Genomic DNA, 20,297 nt, shown 5'->3' with positions numbered 1-20,297 from the left:
GGCGATCTTCGGATTGCCGCCCCTTCATCATTTGAATCTGTGGCAATGTGTCTGGGGACAGCGGATTTGGATGCCTCCTCCTCTTTCGAGGTGGAGGCTCTGAACCGCGAGATTCCCTCTTGATGCCGCCGCCTCTTCCAAGATGGAGACATTTCAACCACCTTGATGCAGCTTCACCGCCTTACACGGGCCGTCGCTACTCCAAACGGACGCCGTTCACGCTTAAGAAGAACCGGTACCCGAGGGTGTCGGCCGCGCGACGGCACATCACCATGCGCGAAAGGAAGATCTCGAAGTACTCCATCACGGTCGCAAATTCCGTGTCGATCTCAAGCACCAACTCAATAGTCTGAGGCGAATTCGACATCTCAACTCGGCTCTTGTTCACCGCGTAATTCACGCGGTCATGGATGTCGAACGACTCCATAATCGGGTTCTGAACCCGTGTCTTGTGAACGTCGCTCTTGTCGGCGAGAATGAGCGCGGCCGACATCGCGCTGATCGGGATGCCGGTCATCTCCTCGTGGTTGCCGATCGCGCCGAGGATCGGTCCTATCTCCACTGGGTCCATGCCCATCTCGTTTAGTAACGTAAAGGCCATGTTCGCGCCTGTTAGCGGATGGCTTTCGCGATTGACGCAGTTACCAATGTCGTGAAGGTAGGCCGCGATCATCGAGAGCTCGACCTCTCGGTCCTCAGCGCCGATGTTTTCCATGATATAGCGGGTGATGTGCGACACGACGCCGACGTGCCGGTGCCCGTGCTCCGTATAGCCCATCGCCTTGAGAAGGTTGTTGGCAGCGTCGATGAGGCTCCGGACCTTCGGGTTCGATTTGACGTCCTTGAGCGTTATCAGTCGGTGCTCGCGAGTGGGCAGAGGTTCCATGGGTCTTCTCGGTGCGGTATGTGCAGTATGGCTCCGTGCGGGTCTGGGGCCCAAGACTGTCTTCTTCGGGGCCCGCCCTTTCGGTCCTGTTTCAGGGCTCGCCGCTTCGGCGAGCTGCGAGGTCGAAATGGAGCAGCCCAGGCCAGACGCCTGGGCGCCATCGGCTTCAGGACTCTCCCAACCAAGGGCACGGGCTGCTGTGATTTGCCTTGCGGCCACTTCCCGGATTCTCGTTTCCTCTCAGGTCGCGCCCTAGAGAATGATCGGTAGACGCGCCTGCCCACGCCAGTGCCCTGCATCCTCTTTGACGAGTCGGTGATCAGCCGTTCCCCCGTCCCTTAGTCCCATCCTCCCTCAGTCCCTTTGTCCCTTTCACCGCGAGCTCAGGAACTCCAAACTCAGGTCCAGTTGGTCGTCGGTCCGCTGCTCCTGCTTGATCAGACCGGTTCCAGGCGCAAACCAACTAATGAGCTCGGTGCGGTGCCCGGGCCACCTAAGGACGATACGGGTTTTCGTGGTCTGAAAAGAGCGAGCCGCGATCTTGACCTTGTCTTGGCCCTGTTCGAACGTCCCTTCGGCCTGCCACACCTGGCCCTGAGACTCAAAGCGTCCTTTCCAGGTTCGCTTGGCCTTCTCTGATCCCCGAACGGCAAGCAGCAGAGGCGGAACGAATCGCGCGTTAGGGGTTCGCTCACAGAGCAGATCGTTCCCCGACCAGGCCATTCGATGCTGCCCGAGGCTCCCGTTGATCTGCCATCCGCTGACCCCCGCCACCGAGAGCCTTTTATGCACCTTGAATTCGTCGATGACGGTCGCGTAGCCGTTGAAGACCTTGTAGGTCCAAGCCTTGCCCTCGTTGAGCGGCATGAGGTCGTCGCTCGATCCGCAGCCTATCGGGCCGATCGCCAGCGTCGGGAGCCATAGCAGGGCGCGGTAGGCCGCCCTTACAGGGCTGGGAGATCTTCGGGCGCCTGGCACCAGGGTTTCGCCCTTCGCTTCAAAAGGTCGGCCCGTTGGGCCTTCGGAGCTTTGCGATGCATTGGATTCTCGTGACCGAATACAGGCAGGACCCTGCCCCGGGCCTGGCCCTTGTGCTCGCCCATGGAGGACAACCCTAGGCCCCTTCAAGTTTCGCCAGTCCTTGCACCAACTTCTTGATGCCGGTCACACCTGGAAAGGCAACGGTCACCTCGGCGTCGTCTTTCAGCGGGCTGCAAGCCACCACGACCCCCATCCCGAACTTGGCGTGGCGCACCTTCTGCCCCACCTCAAACGGCGGTTTCCAGGAAGGGCTTCGAAGCGAGAGTTCTTGGGCGGCTCGGGCTGACGGCGCCTCGACGACGCCGTAGCTTCCGGTCCGATCTGGGACGACCCTGCGAATGTCGGGCGCGGGCCTCGAGCCAGAACCCGAACTGACCAGTTCCGGCGGGATCTCGGAGAGAAACCGCGACGGCCGGCTGAAGGTGGGCTGTCCGTAGAGCGAGCGCCGATGGGCATGCACCAGGTTCAGCTCCTCTCGCGCTCGCGTCATTCCGACATAGCAAAGCCTGCGCTCCTCCTCGATCTCGTGATCCGAACCCAGCGACCGAGAGTGGGGAAACACGCCCTCTTCCATGCCGACCAAGAAAACAGACTTGAATTCCAGGCCCTTCGCCGTATGCAAGGTCATGAGCGTCACCGCGTCGCCGGAAGTGTCCGCCATGTCGACGTCTGAGACGAGGGCTACATTCTCGAGAAACTCCGCCAGCGAAGGCCCGTCCTCGGCGGTCGCGTCGTATTGGGCGGTCACATTGAGCAGCTCCTGCAAGTTTTCGAGGCGGCTTTCCGAGTCGTGGCTTCGCTCCGCCTTGAGTTCGTCGAGGTAGCCCGAAGCACCCATCAGATGCTTCAAGACCGCGCTCACCTCGCTGCCTGCAGCGATCCTGCCTGCCTCATCGATGGCCGAAAGGAAGCGTTGCGCACCGACAAGAGTTTTTTTCGGTAGGCTGTGCTGCACGTCTTCCCGGCGAAGCGAATCCAGCAAGGACAGGCTGTTTGCCCGGGCGGCATCGTCCACCAAGCTGAGGCTCCCAGCTCCAAAACCGCGTGCAGGTACGTTTATCACGCGCCGAAAAGAAACATCGTCGGCAGCGTTCAGCGTGAGGCGGAGGTAAGCCAGCATGTCTTTGACCTCCTTTCGCTCATAGAACCTCTGCCCACCCACCAGCACATGCGGGATGCGGAGCGTCAGGAACGCCTCTTCAAGCACGCGGCTCTGCGCGTTGGTGCGGTAGAGCACCGCAAAGTCCTTGTAAGCGCGCCTGCCGGTCCGAACGTCGTTCATCACCGAATCGGCGACCGTCATCGCCTCGTCCATCTCAGTGCCCACTTCAAGCCAGGTCAGCTTGGCGCCCTCGCCGTTCTGAGTCCAAAGCTGCTTGCTCGCGCGCGACCGGTTGCGCTGTATCACCGCATTGGCCGCTGAGAGGATGTTGCCGGTGGACCGGTAGTTCTGTTGCAGCTTGACGACCTTGACGTCGGGCCACTCGCCGCTAAAACCCAGAATCAGTTTCACGTCCGCTCCGCGCCAAGCGTAGATGCTCTGGTCGTCGTCGCCCACCACCATGACGTTCTGATGCCGCCCGGCAAATAGGCGGACCATCTCGCATTGGGCCCTATTCACGTCCTGATACTCGTCCACCATCACGTGGAGGAACCGCTCCTGATACTTCTCCCTCACGTCTTCGCGTTGCTGGAGGAGGCGCACGGTCCAGAAGAGCAGGTCGTCGAAATCGAGCGCATTGGCCTTGCGAAGCTGAGCGGCGTACTCCTCGTAGACCTCCGCCGCGACGCGCTCGAAAAACCCGGAGGCTTTACTTTGGTAATCGTTTGGCGAGAGCAGCTTTTCCTTGGCGGAACTGATTTCGTTCAGGACTCCTCGGGCGTTGATCGACTTCTCGTCAAGGTTCTTGCGCTTGAGGATCTCTTTGACCAGGCCAACCTGGTCGCCGTCGTCGTAGATCACGAATCCCGGGTCGAGCCCGATCGACCGTCCCTCGATGCGCAGCAGCTTGCTGGCAATCGAGTGAAAGGTGCCCATCCAGAGGTTCTTTGAGGTGTCGCCCACCATGTGCTCGATGCGCTCGCGCATCTCACGGGCCGCCTTGTTCGTGAAGGTGACCGCCAAGATCCGATGTGCCGGAACGCCCTGCTCCAGAAGCCGTGCGATGCGGCACGTGATGACCCTCGTTTTGCCCGAGCCTGCCCCGGCAAAGACGAGAATCGGCCCACCGGGATGCTCGACGGCTTCGCGTTGCTCTGCGTTGAGGTCCAGGAGGGTCGAAGAGGTAGGCATAGGGTTACTATTATGGAACGTTGGCGGGCTGCTGGGACGCCGGTTTTCCCCGAAAACGGCGAAGCGAAAGGCGAAGAGCGAATGCGGCATGCCGAAAGACGAATGGCGAATGGCAAACGAGGAGATCTGAGTCCAGTTCACCTTTCAAAGTCCGCCACGCACCCTTCACGATTTACCATGCCCCAAGCATCCGTCACCCTCCACGGTTCATCGTTCCCCGACTCACCCTCTCTTCCCCCTCATCCCCTCATCACTTCACTTCCCGCATGTGACTCTCCCGCACGCGAATAGCGTCATAATGTTTGTCAACCGCGAACGGCAGGCCAGCCTGTCCGCGTCTGTTTGTATCGGAGGACCCGCTCATGAAGCGATGGATTGGAATTGTTGCCGCAACGGCCTGGGCCGCTAGCGCACTGTCACAGGCGCCCTTCACCATCGTTCGCCCAGCGAACGACGCCAAGGTGAAGGAAGTCGTCAGGGTGCTCTTGCCCAAGAACAGCGTGCCTGAAGACGGATTTGTTGGAATCTATGTGGATGGCAAGTTCATCGAGGCCACGACGCTCGCCGAAAAGGGCGAATACAGCGAATACGCCCTGGACACCAAGGCGCGCAAGATCACGGACGGCCGCCACAAGCTCGAGTTCGTGCTCTATTCGGGCACGGATCGGCCCAAGGTGATGGACCGGACCTCAGTGAACGTGACCGTGGCTAACTCCGCCTCGATCAAGATGCCCGAGGATGGCTTCACGCTTCGCTATAAGTGGAGGAACGGCCAGAAGCTGGTCTACAATGTCGAAGCCAAAGGCACGGTCAACACCATCAGCGAGCAACAAGCCCGCGCTGGCGGCCGGTCTGCCGAACTCCCGCTTGACGCTGACCATTTCCGCTATCAGTACTCCATCGACAACACCTACGGCAACGGCGACGGCCTCCTCCGACTGACGCCGATGTCCCTCAAGGGCCGCGACTCCGTTTTCTTCAGGTTGATGCAAAGAGTTGACGGATCGGTGAGTCAGGGCATGCTTGTCCAGGACTCTGATTTCGGCTCGATCTACCAGCGGCTCTCGGATACGGGCGTCGAGCAGTTCGGTACGATCCCGATCTTCGTGAACCCGTTTGGCGGCTCGGGCGGCAGGGTCAACGAGTACATGTTGATTCCGATGCCCGTGCTCCCCACGGACCCGATCAAGCCGGGAACCCCGTTCGGTGGCGTCTTCCAGTTGCCGGACATCGACCTCGAAAAGTACTTTGAGGCGAACAAGACCACCACGCGAATCCCCTTGCGAGGCGAGTTCGTGGGCGCGGAGTGGGAGTCTGGCCACCCCTGCGCCAAGCTCCGTTACATCCTTACCTCCGAGCCGATGAAGGCCAAGCCTGGCGTCAGCAAAGAAGGCATGGGCGGCGAGAAGATGTCGCTCGAACAGATCGTCTATTTCGCCATGGACCTGGGCATACCGATCCGCACCGAGATCGACGTAACGCTGGACACCCAGGGCGCTGTGATCGCCACGGGCGGCCCGACCGGACCCGCGGGCGGGCAGGGCAACCAGGCTGGCGGGCGTGGCCCCGGACGACGTGGCGGTCCCGATGACGACGGCGGCGCGTTGTTGCTCGCGCAGAGCGGCCAGGGTGGCGGCCGCGGCGGCTTCGGGCCTCCTCCGGGACAGTTTGGTCCTCCAGCCGGCAGCGGACCTCCGGGCGGCCGTTTTGGAGGCCCTCCGGGCGCGGGCGGACCGCCGCAAGGCGGAGCCCCACAGGGCCGTGCGGGCGGTGGAATGGCGGGCGGAAACCAGCTCGTTCGACTTCGGATCAAGTTAACAATGATCCTTGAGCAGTAAAATCAGCGGGCGACCATGCCCCTGGCTATCAAAAACCGAAAGAAGAAATTGCGAAACTCCTCTGGCGACCCAGAGGAGTTTCGCATGCCATTGGGCGAACACATCGGGGAGCTTCGCGACCGAATCGTCCGCGTCCTGATCTATATCACGGGGGGATGGCTGATCGGTTGGTTCCTTCAGCCCTGGCTCTACAACTCGATCAATCAGATCTTCGAGACCAGCGTTCGGGAATATGCGAGGACGCATCCCGGCTTCGTCTGGGATGAAAAGTGGTTCGGGGCCACCGCGCCGTTCTTGTTCAAGTTCCGCTCCTCCTTCATGATTGGGCTCGGCATCGCACTGCCGCTGGTCATTCTGGAACTGTGGGGGTTCATCTCTCCCGGGCTCAAACCAGCCGAGAAGAAGCCCATCAAGATGCTGGCGCCGGTGAGCGTCGTGCTCTTCTTCATGGGATGCGTGTTCGCTTGGTACATTCTGCCCCTCACGTTCAAGTGGTTCCTAAGCTACACGGAAGAGTATCAGAGCATCGGCGTCCTGCAGGAAGCGGGCACGATGGCCCTCTTCATCATCAAGATGCTGTTTGCGTTCGGCTTGGGTTTCCAGCTCCCTCTAGTCGTCTACATCGCGGGGCGTGTCGGGATCATCGGACCCGACACCCTGGTCCACTATTGGCGGCACGCGGTGGTGTTCGTGTTCATCACCACGGCGATCCTCACTCCCAGCGGCGACATCTTCAGCATGCTGATGATGGCGGTGCCCGTTTCGATCATGCTGATGATCAGCATCATGATGGTCAAATTCACCGTGAAGAAGAAGGAGCGAACCGAGCGCGAGGCAGTACTCGACGACCTCGACTAACGAGTCGGCCATGCCGGACCTTCCGCTCCTCGAATCCATCCTCCAGATTCCAGGCGTGCGTCCGGACGTGGCCGCGACGGAAGTGCTCCCCAGACGGAGCGCCAGGTTTGCCGAACCGACGCGCCCCCTGCATCCCAAGCTGGCCGAGCGCCTCGCCGCGATGGGCATTCCCCGCCTCTATTCCCATCAGGCGCACGCCTTCGATGCCGTAATGGGCCGCAGGGACGTGATGGTGGTCACGGGCACCAACAGCGGCAAGACGATGTGCTACGCGCTGCCCGCCCTCCAGCACTGCCTGGAGGAGCCGGCCTGCCGGATTCTGATGATGTACCCGACGAAGGCGCTGGCCCAAGATCAGTTGGGGAAGCTGATTCAGCTTTCGCCGGATAGGTCCGTGCGCGTGGGGACCTATGACGGCGACACGCCCCAATCCGAGCGCGGGCCCATCCGACGGTTGGCCAACATCGTCCTGACCAACCCGGACATGCTCCACGTGGGGATCCTCCCAGGGCACGAGAACTGGTCCAGGTTTCTGAAGTCGCTAAGGCTGATCGTCATCGACGAACTCCACGCCTACCGGGGCGTTTTCGGGTGCCACGTCGCCGGCATCCTGAAGCGGCTGCTCAGGCTCTGCGAGTGGCACGGCGCGCACCCCCAGATCGTCGCCTGCAGCGCCACCATCGGCAACCCCATCGACCTCTTCGGAAAGATGACGGGACGCGTGCCCACGCTGCTCGCCGAAGACGGGTCCCCGCAAGGCCGCAAGACCGTCGTCTTCTACAATCCGCCCGAAGACGACACCGGGCGGCGCCAAAGCGCGAACTATGCTTCGGCGGGAATGACGGCCAACCTGGTGGATTCGGGCCTCAGAGTGCTGGCGTTCTGCCGTTCGCGAGTCGCCGCCGAACTGGTCCTGCGCTACACACGCGAGGTTCTCGAACGGATCGGGGACACGCCTCCCGGGAAGGTGGAGAGCTACCGCAGCGGCTACACCCCCGATGAGCGCCGGCAGATCGAGCAGGCGCTCTTCGAGGGCCGCATCCTGGCGCTGGCGTGCACGAACGCCATGGAACTGGGCGTGGACGTGGGCGGTCTGGATGCGGTGGTCATGAACGGCTATCCGGGCACGATCGCCAGCTTCTGGCAGCAAGCGGGCCGAGCGGGTCGGGGAGAGCGCGATGGCGTCGCGATCCTGATCGCCAAAGACGACCCGTTGGAGCAGTTCCTCATGCGCAACCCCCGAATGCTGCTCGATTCCTCTCACGAACCGGTCTCCATCAACCCGGAGAACCGAACGATCCTGGAGCAGCAGCTCCTCTGCGCCGCCTATGAACGCGCAGTCGCACCCAGCGAGCTGGAGACCTTTGGAGAGTCGGCCCTTACGGTCGCCGAAGCGATGGACCAAGCGGGGGAGCTGGAATTCCGCGCCGGGAGGTTTTACTATCCCAAGTTCGACTCGCCTGCCCCGGGGGTCAACGTTCGGGGTTCGGGAAAGGACCAGGTCGCGCTTCTGCTGGACGCTCAGCCGATTGGCACCATGGAGCACTGGCGGGCGCTCCAATGGGCGCACAAGGGCGCGGTGTACCTGCACCGGGGTGTGAGCTACGTGGTTCAAGAGCTCGACCTGGAGCAGAACGTGGCGCGCCTGGCTCAGCAATCGGTCCCTTTTTTCACGCAATCCATGGTCCAGGCGGCCATCGAGCCCACGGTCGTGCTCGCGACCGAAAGTTGGGGCCCTTTTGAAGCCCGGCTTTGCGGCCTGCGCGTGACCGAGCAGGTCATTGGCTTCCGGCGCAAATCGCTTGACGCCGAGCGCGAAATCGACTTTGAGGACCTGGACCTTCCCGCATACACGTTCGAAACGGTCGGCGTCCGCCTGATCCTCGGCCCTTTGCCGGAAGAAAACCCCCAGGAGGCGATGCGCTCTCTCCACGGTCTGGAACATGCGCTGATGGCGGTAGCACCCTTCCTTGCCGGCTGCGACCGTGGGGACCTTGGCAGTGCATGGTACGGCATCTATCCGGACACGCCCAACGCGACGCTCTTCGTGTACGACCATGTGCCGGGAGGGGTGGGGCTCTGCGAGGACCTTTACAAAATGCGTGAGACCTGGGGCCTCGCCTCGTTGCGCCTGCTCGATTCCTGCTCCTGCGCTGATGGCTGCCCGGCATGCCTGATGAGCGCGCGCTGCGAGAGCGGAAACGAGCTGCTGAGCAAGCCCGGGGCGCTCAGTCTGCTTCGTGCACTGGCGTCTCAAGACGGAGATTGAGTTCAAAATCTGCCGATCCCCGCATCTTTCCGCGCGCAATTGAGCGTGATCTGGCGCCGCAAACCTGAAGCCCGGTACATCAGCGGGAACGCCTGCCGGTTCCATGGGGAAAGAAGTCGGTGTCAGCAAGAGAGAGGAACCACCTTGAGGCCGGAGACGGCTTCTTGGGACTCCAGACAAAACGCCAATCCTCCACTACCCTCCAGCCCCTTGGGCCGGTCTCGCCAACCGGCCCTCTCTTTTTTGTGGGGTCCATAATCGGAGCGTGGACCCCTTTCGCCTCGAAGCCCTGAGCCTCTCCGAGGGCCTTGAGCCGACGGCCAAGAACATCGAGAGGGTCGCCTCTCAGACCGAACCTAGTGCTGCATCCTGGGCCTTCACGCAGTGGGACCTGCGCCGCCGGGGCCAAGCCAAGTTCCCTAAGTCGAACCAGATGTTGTTTGACCGGGATGGCCTGGAAATGGCGTCCTCGTCACAGCTTGGCTCGCTGCACTCCAAGTTCTTCCCAGAGGGCGCATTTGCCGCAGACCTGACCTGCGGCATCGGCGGCGACCTGCTGGCTCTCGCCGCGCGCGGCCCTGCGCTCGGCTACGAGTCAGACCCCGAAAGGGCCGAGATGGCGCGGTGGAATCTGGAGGTTCACGGGCTTTCGGCGGAGGTTCGTGCTGAAGACTGCTTATCGGCCTCCTGGGACTTCGAGTATGCCTTCGCGGACCCCGCCAGGCGATTGGGAGGAAAGAGAACGCTCGACACAAGTTCCTTCCAGCCGCCCCTGTCAGAACTCGTCAAGAGGCTGCGGGGCCTCGAAGTGAGCGTCGTAAAGCTCTCCCCGATGCTCTCCGATTCGCTTCTCGATGGACTGGATGCTCCGCGAGCGTTCGTGTCGCTTGGCAGGGAGTGCCGAGAGGTCCTGGCTGCTCTTGGACGGAGCCAAGCCCTCGATCCGTGGCAGATAGGAGCCGGAATCTGGGCGGTCCACGCAGAAACCGGCGAGAGGATCCCTGGAGGCCAAACCCTACGGGAGGCGGTTGGCGAACCCCTTGGCTGCCTGCTTGAAGCAGACCCCGCCGCCATCCGAGCGAACGCCCTCGGCAGCCTCTGCGAGTCCGCGGGTGCTATTCCGCTCGGGTCCTCGAACGGCTACCTCACTACCGACGACCCGTCGGCGAGCGTATGCCTGGGCGCCTGGGTGCGGGCCTACCGGGTGCTGAGCCACGGGCGTGCCGACGAAAAGGCCATCCAGACTGACTTGCACAGGCTCGACGCACATGTATCGGACGTTAAACTCCGGGGACTGCGCGCAGACCCCCTGGACTGGAAGCGACGCCTGCGGGCCCCGGGGGCGAGGCCCATCATCCTTGTTCTGTTCCCGGTCGAGCATAGCGTTCGCTATACCCTGGCTGAACCCATCCAACATCCCGGCAATTCCACCTAGAGATCGCTCGTCTCACACCGACAATCCTATTGGGAGGCCCCCGACTCAGGGTCAAAAACCTAAAGAAGGTTGTCAAGCATGCCGGTTGAAAACATCGAGTGTCAGATCGCCAAGGGCCAGATGAGCCGCTACTTGGCGGGCGACAGCCTCTCGCCGGAGATGGCGGTGGAGCTTCGCGCCCACATCGCAGAGTGCCCTGGGTGCGCCGAGACCCTCCAGAAGAAGCGCGAGATCCTGCAGACGATGCTCAGCGGCTCGGGCGGCAGAATCGCGATCGAGGCGCCGGCTAGCCAGGCTTCCCCGACAGCCCCTCGAGACAGCTCTGATGAGCCGTCCTCGACGCCGCCCATGAACCGTATCAGCGCGATGCTGCTGGAAAGGCTCGCGAAAACCCAAGCGGCCCCACATGCCGTCGCGAGACTGGAAGACCGCCCAAGAGCCGCGCAGTACTGGAAGCCCCTGATCTACTCCGGTGCGCTCGCGCTGGTGATGCTCGGAATGTCGTTCATCATGCGCGATCCCACCCGGCTGTTCGGTTCGCGGCTCGCAGACGACCCTGCCACTCCAGGAGCGGCCACGTCTGCGGCAGCATCCAACCCGGCCGGATCTATGCGGCCCTCTGTCAAATCCACAGAACCGAGCGCCGCACCTGGCTCGAGCCCCAAAGGCGACACGAAACCGACTTCCTCGACTTCAGCAAAGGCCACGAAGGCCGTCACATCAGGCACGGAGGCTAGCCGGGCTCCCCAAATGGGCACCCCGCAAACCAAGCCCGGCTCCAAGCCTGAATTGAAGCCGACCTCGAGCGCTTCCCCGGCCAAAAGGACCGCAAAGGCCGGTTCGCGTTCCGCGCGAAGAAAGCAGGCCGCCAAACCCACCCCCAGCGGCATTCGACTTTACGACCCCGATGGCAACCCCATCCAGTAGCTGAACCTGACATTCAATCGGAGACCCATCCCATGAAGAAGACTGCGCTCATCGCCCTTGCCCTAATCTCGATGTCGCCTTTGGCCCTCGCACAGAAGACCGAAGGCACGCCGCCCACCGCCGTCGTGACCCTCTCGGCAAACACGATGGACATCCGAAGCGCCCTCAACAGCATCTGCGGACAGGCTCGCAAGAACTATGTGCTGGAGGCCGGAGTCACCGGCGTCGTCAATCTGGCGCTCTATGAAATGGACTTCGACGAAGCCCTGGTGGTGTTCACCAAAGCCGCGAACCTGAAGTTTGAGCTGCAAAACGGCATCTACTACTTCTCGCGCGCAAAAACGGAAGTGCAGAAGCACGCCGCGACCCCACCCAAGGCCGTTGAGAAGCCGAAGCCAAAGGGCCCGCTACCCGCCACCGCGCTCCAGAAGAAAATCACGACCCGACTCGACAAGACGGAGATTCGCACCGTTTTCGCCGAACTGACCAAACAGACCGGCATCGAATTCGAAATCACTTCAAAGGTCCCCGGCTACAAGCTCGACGCCTATTTGATCGACACGTCGCTCCGGTATGCGCTGGACACGATCACCAAGGCCGCGGGGCTCTGCTACAAGCTCACCGAAAACCAGACGATCCTGATCGATAAGGCCCAGGACGAGGTCAAGGTCACCAAGAACTGATCCCACCTGCGACGAAGAGGGCTCCCCAAGGCTCCGACGCTTCACTCGGATACCTCCAGCCCTCGCCAAACCCTTATCTGGCGGGCCGATGCTTGCGAAGACCGGGGTGGCGGGGGCCTTTTTTCGCCTGAGGCTGCATCCTCCCGGCGCCCAAATACGCTTTACTAATGGATGAACATGGCAGGAGTCTCGCCAGGCGAAGCACCCAAGAGCCGATCCCTTCTGTTGCGGCGTCCGGTGCTCCGGCTGCTGCTCATGGCGTTACTGGCCGAAATGGGCTACGCCATGCTCAACATCTCGACGATGCCGGTCTACCTGCGCAACGACCGGAACTTCGGCACCGGCGTCATCGGCCTGGTTCTGGTGGCCTTTCTGCTCAGCGAAGCCATCTTCAAGAGCCCAATGGGCGCGATTGCCGACCGCTTCGGGCGTAAGCGCCTGATCATTCTCGGCCCTTCGCTCAGCGTGCTCACCGCGCTGCTCACCGTCCTGGTCCCTCACCATGCGGGTGCGGCCGAAACGATGTGCTTTCTGGTGCTGCGGGTACTCGATGGCCTCGGCGCCGCGATGCTCTGGCCGGCGGCGTTTGCCCTCATGGGCGACATGGTCGAGGACAGCGAGCGCCAGCAGGCCATGTCGCTTCTGAATACCTGCTATCTGGCGGGGGTCGGGCTGGCGCTGCCGTTCGGCGGATGGGCCAACGATCTCGTCGGGCCCTATCTTCCCGAGGTCTTTCGGCATTCTCCGGGCCTGTTCCTTTCTGCCGTGCTCTTTGCAGCGGTCGCCGCCAGCGGTTTTCGCGCCGCGCCGGAAGAGTCCAGAGCCCACAAGGCGCTTGAGGGCCACGGTGAGGGAGGCTTTGCGGGATTACTCGATTCGCTCAAGCAGATGCCTGAGTTCATGCTTCTGGCGGTCGTCACCTTCGCCGGGATCGGCTTCCCCATGGCGATCATCAAGATCTTCGCGCTCGAGCAGTTCCAGATGTCGGAGAGCCAGTTTGGTACGCTGGTGCTTCCTGCGGTGGGCTCGATGGCTCTCCTGAGCGTGCCGATGGCGAAGCTTGGGGAACGGATCGGCAAGGCGCGCGCGGTGCACGTGGGCATGTTCCTGTGCTTCTTGGGGCTTGCCGTCGTCTACGCGAGCATCATTTTCGTCGATCCTTGGAACAAGTGGGTCTTTGCGCTAGGCGGCCTGCCGGTCGGTTTTGGGTTCCTCTTGGCCATCCCCGCCTGGATGGCGAGCGTGAGCGACATCAACCCCAAGCGCCGTGCGGCGTCGCTTGGCGCCGTGATGACCGCCCAGGGCTTTGGCGCGATCATTGGCGCGCCGATCGGGGCCTGGCTCTATGAGACCCTTCAGCCGGTCGGCGCAAAGACGGTATTCGGCGAGGCGCTCGGGCGCTATTCGCCGTTTGCGGGTTGTGCGGCGCTGGTGTTCCTGGGCTGGCTCCTTTCGCTTCGAATCCTGCATGACAAGCCCATCACGCCCCAAACCAAGACGGACGAGCCCGGCGATGTGCCGGGAGAAGCGTCGGAGCACGGCATCGAGGCCCCAAGCGAATCGAATGAAGTGGGGGCCCTTTCGGAGCCCGACGGCGGGCCAGAAAGCTCAGGCTCTGACGCTCACGAACCGGAACAGGGCGTCAGCGAACGATAGGGCTCAAACCTCCCCGGTCCCTTCGTCCCCCTGTCCCTCGGTCCCCAACAACAAAACGAGGCCGCCGATCCTTTTCAGGTGGCGGCCTTCCGGTGAGGTTGCGAGGGATATAAGTCGTACTCCGTCGGCACGAGGCTCGGACTAGCCCGAACCTATAAGGTTGTCCGCAGCCGCCGATTTGTGACGCCGGAAATGGCCCCTCGGGGCAAAAAGCATGTCAAACCTACCAGTTTCAAGCACATATACGAGGCTATGACAAGGATATTGCACCCAGGCGCGCCGTTATCGCATCCCCCTGGGGGAGACGGTGAGCGGACCTCACCTGCCCATTTTGGGGCCCAAAAGGTAGACTCAGTTCATTCTCACACACTCGGGCAGCGTCGCCCCCCACCCCTCTTAACGGTAACAAACAATGGCAACAAGAATCGGCATCAACGGGTTTGGACGCATCGGAAGACTTTCGCTTCGAACCCTCATTGAGCGCTGCAAAGGCGAATTCGATGTGGTCGCCGTCAACGACCTCACCGACACCAAGACCAACGCCCATCTTTTCAAATACGACACCACCTATGGCCCCTTTAAGGGGACCGTCGAGCACGACGATGACAGCCTGACCGTCAACGGCGATCGCATCCAGGTCTTCAAGCAGACCGAGCCTGGAATGATCCCGTGGGACGAGGTCGGCGCCGAGATCGTCATCGAGAGCACCGGACGCTTCACCGACGCCAACCTGGCCAAGGCGCATCTGACTCGCGGCGTCAGCAAGGTCATCATCTCGGCCCCCGCCAAGAATGAGGACGTCACCCTCGTGCTCGGCGTGAACGACGGCATGTACGACCCTGCGAAGCACCACGTCATCTCGAACGCGAGCTGCACCACCAACGGCCTCGCCCCTGTCGCCAAGGTGCTGCACGAGAAGTTCGGCATCGACAAAGGCCTTCTGACCACCGTCCACGCCTACACCAACAGCCAGAAGACCGTGGACACCGCGGCCAAGGACCTACGCGACGCGCGCGCCGCCGCCGAGAATATCGTTCCCAGCAGCACAGGCGCGGCGAAGGCCGTGGGTCTGGTCATCCCGGAGCTCAAGGGCAAGTTCACCGGCATGGCGTTCCGTGTGCCGACCCGTACGGTCAGCGTCGTGGACTTCACCGCCGTGCTTAACCGCGAGGTGACTCCGGCAGAGGTTAACGCGGCCATGAAGGAGTACGCCGAGGGACCCATGAAAGGCATCCTGCAGTATTCGGAAGAGGAACTGGTCTCCAGCGACCTGGTGGGAAGCGCCTACTCTTCCATCTTCAGCTCGGTGGACACGATCACCTTGGGCAACCTCGCCAAGGTCGTAGCCTGGTACGACAATGAGTGGGGCTATAGCTGCCGCATCGCGGACCTCGCCCACATGCTCGTCGCCAAAGGCCTCAAGGTCCCGGCGGGAGTCTGAGAGCTCTCCGCAACGCATCGCACGTTGTCACGAACCCCGCTCGCCTTAGGCGAGCGGGGTTCGTCGCTTCTATCGATCGAACCAGACCTGGACCCTAACCGCTCCCTGGGCCGGCATCGAGGCAGGGACCACGACCGATTCGGCGGTGAACGATTTCACCTGCCTGCCGTTCACCAAGGCTCTCCTGATCCTCTTGCCCAGCGGGTGCCGAAACCACACGCGAACCTGCTTTGGGGCTGAGAAGTACTTCGGCGTCATCGAAAACTCCGCCTGGTTTCGGGACATTTGGGACTTGTAGCGAAAAGTGATTGGGCCAAACAGGGTTGGAGCGCCCGCCACCTCCGTCACCCTCCCGTCCTTAAGCCAACCCCTCGGCATGCCCTGGCCGATGTGCAGAAAGGCGTCCTTCTCTTCTCGAACCAGCATCATTCGCAAGATGCGAAGCTGCTGCGTTCCCGAGTAGGTGTGTGGGAGGGTGCGCTCCGGCTCGCCGGTCATCAGGTGCATGACCTCGACGCCGGAGTGGGTCTCGCGCGAGATCGCGCCCGCCATTGAGGCATACAGCCCCAAAACGGCCTTGTCGGGCTTCCCATTCTGAAGGCAGTTCAGCCAATAGCCGTAGGTGTAGGCGTGGTCCACGCCGCCCTGAAACTCCGACATTCCGGCCAGGAAGCCGCCGCGCTTTTCCATGAAGTCGGTCACGATCTTTGCCAGGGGGTCGTTCGGCGCTAGGAACCCCGTCTCAAGCAGTTGCGGCGCAATGAGCCCGTAGTATTCGCCGCCCTTGTATTGCGAGCGCTTGAGCAGGCGGTGGGTCTCTGGCTCCATGTCGAGGATCGGCATGCCGTAGCGGTGAAGCAATCCCTTGTTCATCGAGGCAAGGATGTCCTTTCGGTAGGCGGCAGCCTCAAACGCGATGCGCGAGGCGTCCCCCATAAGTCCGATTTCCCTGAAGGCCCGCACGGTCGCCTCCATGCCGACAACAGCATAGGCATCGCCCACGTAGTCGTAGGCGGGCTCGAGGTAGTCGCAGTACGGTCGGTACTTGATCAGGCCGTAGACCACGTCGGTTGGCTTTTGCGCTGCCATACACTCGGCGCGCTTGGCTTTCAGCCATTCGTAGATCTTCAGCATTTTCGGCGCCACACGCTTGAGCCACTCCTTGTCCCTGGTGAAGCGATAGTGGTCCGACATCACAAGGAGCGTTGAACCCATATCCGGCAGGCCGTAGTTGGCGGTCAGGAGGCCGTCGGGCTGCTGGAAGCTGAGCCAAGAGTCGATGTACCTCTCCGCCAGCTTGTGCCGCCCGTAGAGGTCGAGGGCGTTGATGAACAGCGCCACCGAATAGCCGTACATCTCCTCGTAAAAGCCGCTTCCGTCGTGGATCTCGTATTGGCCGTTCCGCTTGTCGACGTTGAGAAGATTGTAAGACATCCAGGCCCTGTTTGCGTTCGACATCCGCGTCTCTGGCAGGCCAAGCTGCATGCCCTGGGCCTGAAGCCGTGTCCACAGGTCATGGCATGCCATAAATGCAGAAAACCCTTCTTCGACCGCAATCCGGGCTGGGAACGCGTCTTTGGTGCCGACGGGACAGGAAAAGGCGGCACTCGCCGAAGCCCCGGGGGCCGCGATTCCCCTCCATTCGGGAGCCGACTGCCCCGCAACAGGCGAGTCGGTCGCAAGGCGGAAAACCAGTGGCTCCTGCCGCTTCCCCACATTCTTGACCCCCACCACAAGGTAGGCGCGAAGCGCTGCGTCGGGACTTCCACCCTCAGACCACCCAAACACATCCGCCCGGAACTGGAGCGGGCCCTTCTCGAAGGCGTATTCGACGATCGGGAGCCGCCCGAGCCTCAGCGACTTTCGCAGCGGCAGTCCCGGTGAACCCAGGCGCACTGGAGGGTCGCCCACTTCTATCCACAGGTTGGGCTTGGCGGCATAACCTTCGTAGCCGCCGACCTGAATCGTGCCGTCTGCCTCGACGCCAATGTCGAAAGGATGCTCGGGCACTCCGACGGTCTCCCTGGAATAGCGAATCCCCGGCAAAACCGATGCGATCGCCTCAAACGTCGGCCCCCCGGGTTGCCGCAAGAACAGCTTGCCCAGTCCGTCCTGGAGCGCATAGTTCCATCCGGCGCGTTCTTTTGCATTCGATTCCCTCTTTCCCGATGAGGTCTCGAAGACGCTCACGTCGTCAGCCAAGGAAACGCCCGCCTCGCCGAGTTCTTTGTAGTCGTTCTTGAGCAGTGGGTTCGGATAGCCTTCCATCCCGCCGAAGCCCTTTCCGACGATCAGGTGCGACGGCGAGCCGACGAAACTGCCTGGGCGCTCGCTGAACTTCTCGAGGGTCCAGGCCTTGCAGTCCCGGCTGGAGTAGAAACGAAGCACGTCTGTACCCACCTCGATGCGAACCCAAGTCCAGGCTTCGAATGGGGTCCTGCCCAGGTTCGCTTCGCTGTAGCCGCCGTCGGCCATCTGGGTCATGTACACGCGCCCGCCATCCATCGGCCGCACACCCAGCATCACCCAGTCCCCCGGGCCCCAATAGAGAAACAGGGAGTTCACCCAACTGTCGGCCGGCGCGGACTTCAGGCGGCATTGGGCAGTCACCAGGTCTTTGTCCAGCGGTCGGGCGATGTTGCAGTAGGCGTTGCGGGGTGCTGCGAAGACGACGGCCCCATCTTCGAGCCTGACGGACCCGCTGGACGAGGCCTGACTTGTCCAACCTGAGCTGAGTGTGGAACCCGAGAAGCGGTCCTCGAAGAGCGCCTGTTGGACAGACGACGAGAGAAGCATGGCGGCGGAAAGTAAAACGACGATCACGACAACAGGGATTTCGACGCGCCCCTTCGAGTTTCCCGCTTCGATCGCTCAGTTTTTTGACCGGTTGGCCTAGGTCAGGGCGCCGCCGGAACTCAGTGACGCGCCGAGAATCCCGGTACATCGGGCCAAACCTCTTGTACACTGAATGCTGTCATTTGTTTTGTTGAGGTGTGTTTTGGTACCCCTAGCCCGTGCAACCGCATTTTCCATCGCGTCAACGGCCCTTCTTGGCCTTGCTTTCGCCCAATCGCTTGTTTTTCGGCCCGACCCTTCTCATCGCGTCCACCCAAACCTGGAAGCCATCGGAGAGGCGCCGGCAATGGGCCCGTCGAGCGTGGTGCCCTTTCTGAGCATCGTGCCCCAGGGCACATTCAACGGCTATAACAGCGTGCAAGTAAACGTCAACGCGCAGGGCCAGAACATCCCGAACGATGCCGCCAATGAGCCCTCGATGACGATCACCCCGGGGGGCCGGCGGTACATGTCGGTGGGCTGGAGGCAGTTCAACAGCGTCACCAGCAACTTCCGGCAGGGCGGCTTTGGCTACTCCACTAATGGCGGCGCAGCATGGACCTTTCCGGGAGTGCTGGAGCCGGGGGTATTCCGGAGTGACCCCGTGCTGGGGATCGATCCACAAAACCGCCACCTCTACCTTAGCCTGCGGGATACCTTCTTCGACGATCTTTGGCGCTCGGCCAATGCGGGCGCGAACTTCTCGTTCGTCGGCCCCGCCACCGGCGGCGACAAGCAGTGGATGGCCGTGGACACGACCGGAGGCATCGGCAACGGCAACCTGTATCAGGCCTGGAGCACCGCCGGAAACAACTGGGGTGGGCGGCAGTTCAGCCGCAGCACGAACAACGGCGCAAGCTGGATGAACCCGATCAACCTGCCGCATCAACCCGTCTGGGGGACCCTTGATGTCGCCCCGAACGGCGACCTCTTTGTCGTGGGTGAGGGGAGCAGCTCTTTCTGGTTTCTTCGGTCCCAGAACGCCCAAAACCCGTCCGTGACGCCGACCTTCAACCGCCAGGTGGCCGTTAGCTTGGGCGGCCAGATGGCCTATGGCCAGTACGTCAACCCCAGCGGCCTCTCGGGGCAGACTTGGGTGGCGTATGACAAGTCGAGCGGACTCCCCACCAGCGGCAACCTTTACATGCTCTGCTCGGTCTATCGGAACTCCACGAACCCCTGCGACGTGATGTTCTCCCGCAGCACAGATGGAGGCGCCACTTGGTCCGCGCCCAAACGCGTGAACGACGACCCCCCGGGCACAGCGCGCTACCACTGGTTCGGAACGATGTCCGTCGCCCCGAACGGGCGCATCGACGTGGTTTGGTACGACACCCGTGCCGACTCGACGAACCAGCAATCCGCCCTCTACTACGCTTACTCATTGGATGGCGGCAATACGTTTTCTCCGAGCGTGCAGGTGAGCGGACCGTTCTACTCGCGCATCGGGTGGCCCCAGCAGAACAAGCTCGGCGACTACATCGCCTGTCTTTCGGATATTGGCGGGGCCAACGTGGCGTACGCGGCGACCTTCAATGGCGAGCAGGACGTGTATTACGTTCGCATCCCGTTCGCGCCTCGATTCGATTTCGGCGCCTTCGCTGCCCAGAAGGTCGAGGGAGGTTCCCAGGCGGGTGGCGTCGCCAACACGTGGAGCCTTGACGGAAGCACCTACAACGTCAGGGGCGCCTATGTGTCCGCCACGCAAACGCTGGTAGCTTCCGCTCGGCTTGATTTTCAGGTGCCGGCCGACGCCAAGTACGACCTGTGGCTCACGACGGCCCTGAACGTGGCCAACCAACTCACCGAGGAGGTGCACCTTTACAACTGGGTGCTCGGCAGGTATGACCTCCTTGGGACGCGTGCGCTTCAGCGCAGCAAGATCAGCGTCACTTTTCCTCTGCAAGGGGATCCCTCGCCGTATGTGGACGCGAGCGGCAAGGTCCGGGTGTGGATCCGAGCCATCTTCCCCCGCGCCAGTCCGCGGACCGTCGGCACACTTTTTCTTGACTTGGCCCGGCTCAAGATGAACTAGGCCTGGATGCCCAGCGGCCGAACAAAGGAAGCAAGGGCACTGCCCTTGGCTTGCCGAGGAGGCGCAGCCCCGGGATCTGTTGCCCTTGCGAAGCCTAGCG

Annotated in this window: 13 protein-coding genes; 9 read left to right on the top strand and 4 right to left on the bottom strand. The window is 62.1% G+C overall.

The window, feature by feature from the left end; all coding sequences use genetic code 11:
* Positions 1 to 196: 196 nt before the first annotated feature.
* The 3 genes from HZC36_11085 to HZC36_11075 form a co-directional block, all read right to left on the bottom strand.
* Positions 197 to 886: an HD domain-containing protein gene (locus tag HZC36_11085; GenBank protein MBI5707517.1), complete on the bottom strand. Its 690-nt coding sequence runs from the start codon at positions 884 to 886 to the stop codon at positions 197 to 199.
* A gap of 372 nt (positions 887 to 1,258) precedes the next feature.
* Positions 1,259 to 1,864 (bottom strand): hypothetical protein, encoded by a 606-nt coding sequence (locus HZC36_11080; GenBank protein MBI5707516.1) that lies wholly within the window; start codon positions 1,862 to 1,864, stop codon positions 1,259 to 1,261.
* A gap of 136 nt (positions 1,865 to 2,000) precedes the next feature.
* Positions 2,001 to 4,220, bottom strand: a complete 2,220-nt coding sequence (locus HZC36_11075) for a UvrD-helicase domain-containing protein (protein MBI5707515.1) — start codon at positions 4,218 to 4,220, stop codon at positions 2,001 to 2,003.
* Positions 4,221 to 4,582: 362 nt separating this feature from the next.
* Between HZC36_11075 and HZC36_11070 the strand changes: the two genes are divergently transcribed.
* The 8 genes from HZC36_11070 (at position 4,583) to gap (ending at position 15,327) form a co-directional block, all read left to right on the top strand.
* Complete coding sequence (locus HZC36_11070; protein ID MBI5707514.1) at positions 4,583 to 6,058, top strand: hypothetical protein; 1,476 nt, start codon at positions 4,583 to 4,585, stop codon at positions 6,056 to 6,058.
* Positions 6,059 to 6,142: 84 nt separating this feature from the next.
* Positions 6,143 to 6,916, top strand: a complete 774-nt coding sequence (gene tatC, locus HZC36_11065; GenBank protein MBI5707513.1) for a twin-arginine translocase subunit TatC — start codon at positions 6,143 to 6,145, stop codon at positions 6,914 to 6,916.
* A 10-nt stretch (positions 6,917 to 6,926) separates the two neighbouring features.
* Entirely contained in the window at positions 6,927 to 9,185 is a 2,259-nt protein-coding gene (locus tag HZC36_11060; GenBank protein ID MBI5707512.1) for a DEAD/DEAH box helicase, read from the top strand.
* A 265-nt stretch (positions 9,186 to 9,450) separates the two neighbouring features.
* A complete protein-coding gene (locus tag HZC36_11055) occupies positions 9,451 to 10,620 on the top strand; it encodes a hypothetical protein (protein ID MBI5707511.1) in 1,170 nt (389 codons plus the stop codon).
* Between the two features lie 78 nt (positions 10,621 to 10,698).
* Complete coding sequence (locus HZC36_11050; GenBank protein MBI5707510.1) at positions 10,699 to 11,547, top strand: zf-HC2 domain-containing protein; 849 nt, start codon at positions 10,699 to 10,701, stop codon at positions 11,545 to 11,547.
* A 32-nt stretch (positions 11,548 to 11,579) separates the two neighbouring features.
* Positions 11,580 to 12,230 (top strand): hypothetical protein, encoded by a 651-nt coding sequence (locus HZC36_11045; GenBank protein MBI5707509.1) that lies wholly within the window; start codon positions 11,580 to 11,582, stop codon positions 12,228 to 12,230.
* A gap of 171 nt (positions 12,231 to 12,401) precedes the next feature.
* Positions 12,402 to 13,886 (top strand): MFS transporter, encoded by a 1,485-nt coding sequence (locus tag HZC36_11040; GenBank protein ID MBI5707508.1) that lies wholly within the window; start codon positions 12,402 to 12,404, stop codon positions 13,884 to 13,886.
* A gap of 412 nt (positions 13,887 to 14,298) precedes the next feature.
* Positions 14,299 to 15,327, top strand: a complete 1,029-nt coding sequence (gene gap, locus HZC36_11035; GenBank protein ID MBI5707507.1) for a type I glyceraldehyde-3-phosphate dehydrogenase — start codon at positions 14,299 to 14,301, stop codon at positions 15,325 to 15,327.
* Between the two features lie 69 nt (positions 15,328 to 15,396).
* Here the strand turns inward: gap and HZC36_11030 are convergent, their stop codons facing one another.
* Positions 15,397 to 18,150 carry a hypothetical protein gene (locus HZC36_11030; protein MBI5707506.1) on the bottom strand — a complete coding sequence of 918 codons (2,754 nt, stop codon included), beginning with the start codon at positions 18,148 to 18,150 and terminating at the stop codon, positions 15,397 to 15,399.
* Between the two features lie 319 nt (positions 18,151 to 18,469).
* On the opposite strand from HZC36_11030, the gene HZC36_11025 reads away from it, so the two are divergent.
* On the top strand, positions 18,470 to 20,197 hold the full coding sequence (locus HZC36_11025; GenBank protein MBI5707505.1) for an exo-alpha-sialidase: 1,728 nt from the start codon (positions 18,470 to 18,472) through the stop codon (positions 20,195 to 20,197).
* The last annotated feature ends 100 nt before the right edge of the window (positions 20,198 to 20,297 follow it).

The organism is Armatimonadota bacterium (genome assembly GCA_016223145.1).
GTDB lineage: Bacteria > Armatimonadota > Fimbriimonadia > Fimbriimonadales > Fimbriimonadaceae > Nitrosymbiomonas.
This window is presented reverse-complemented; position numbering and strand designations above follow the sequence as displayed.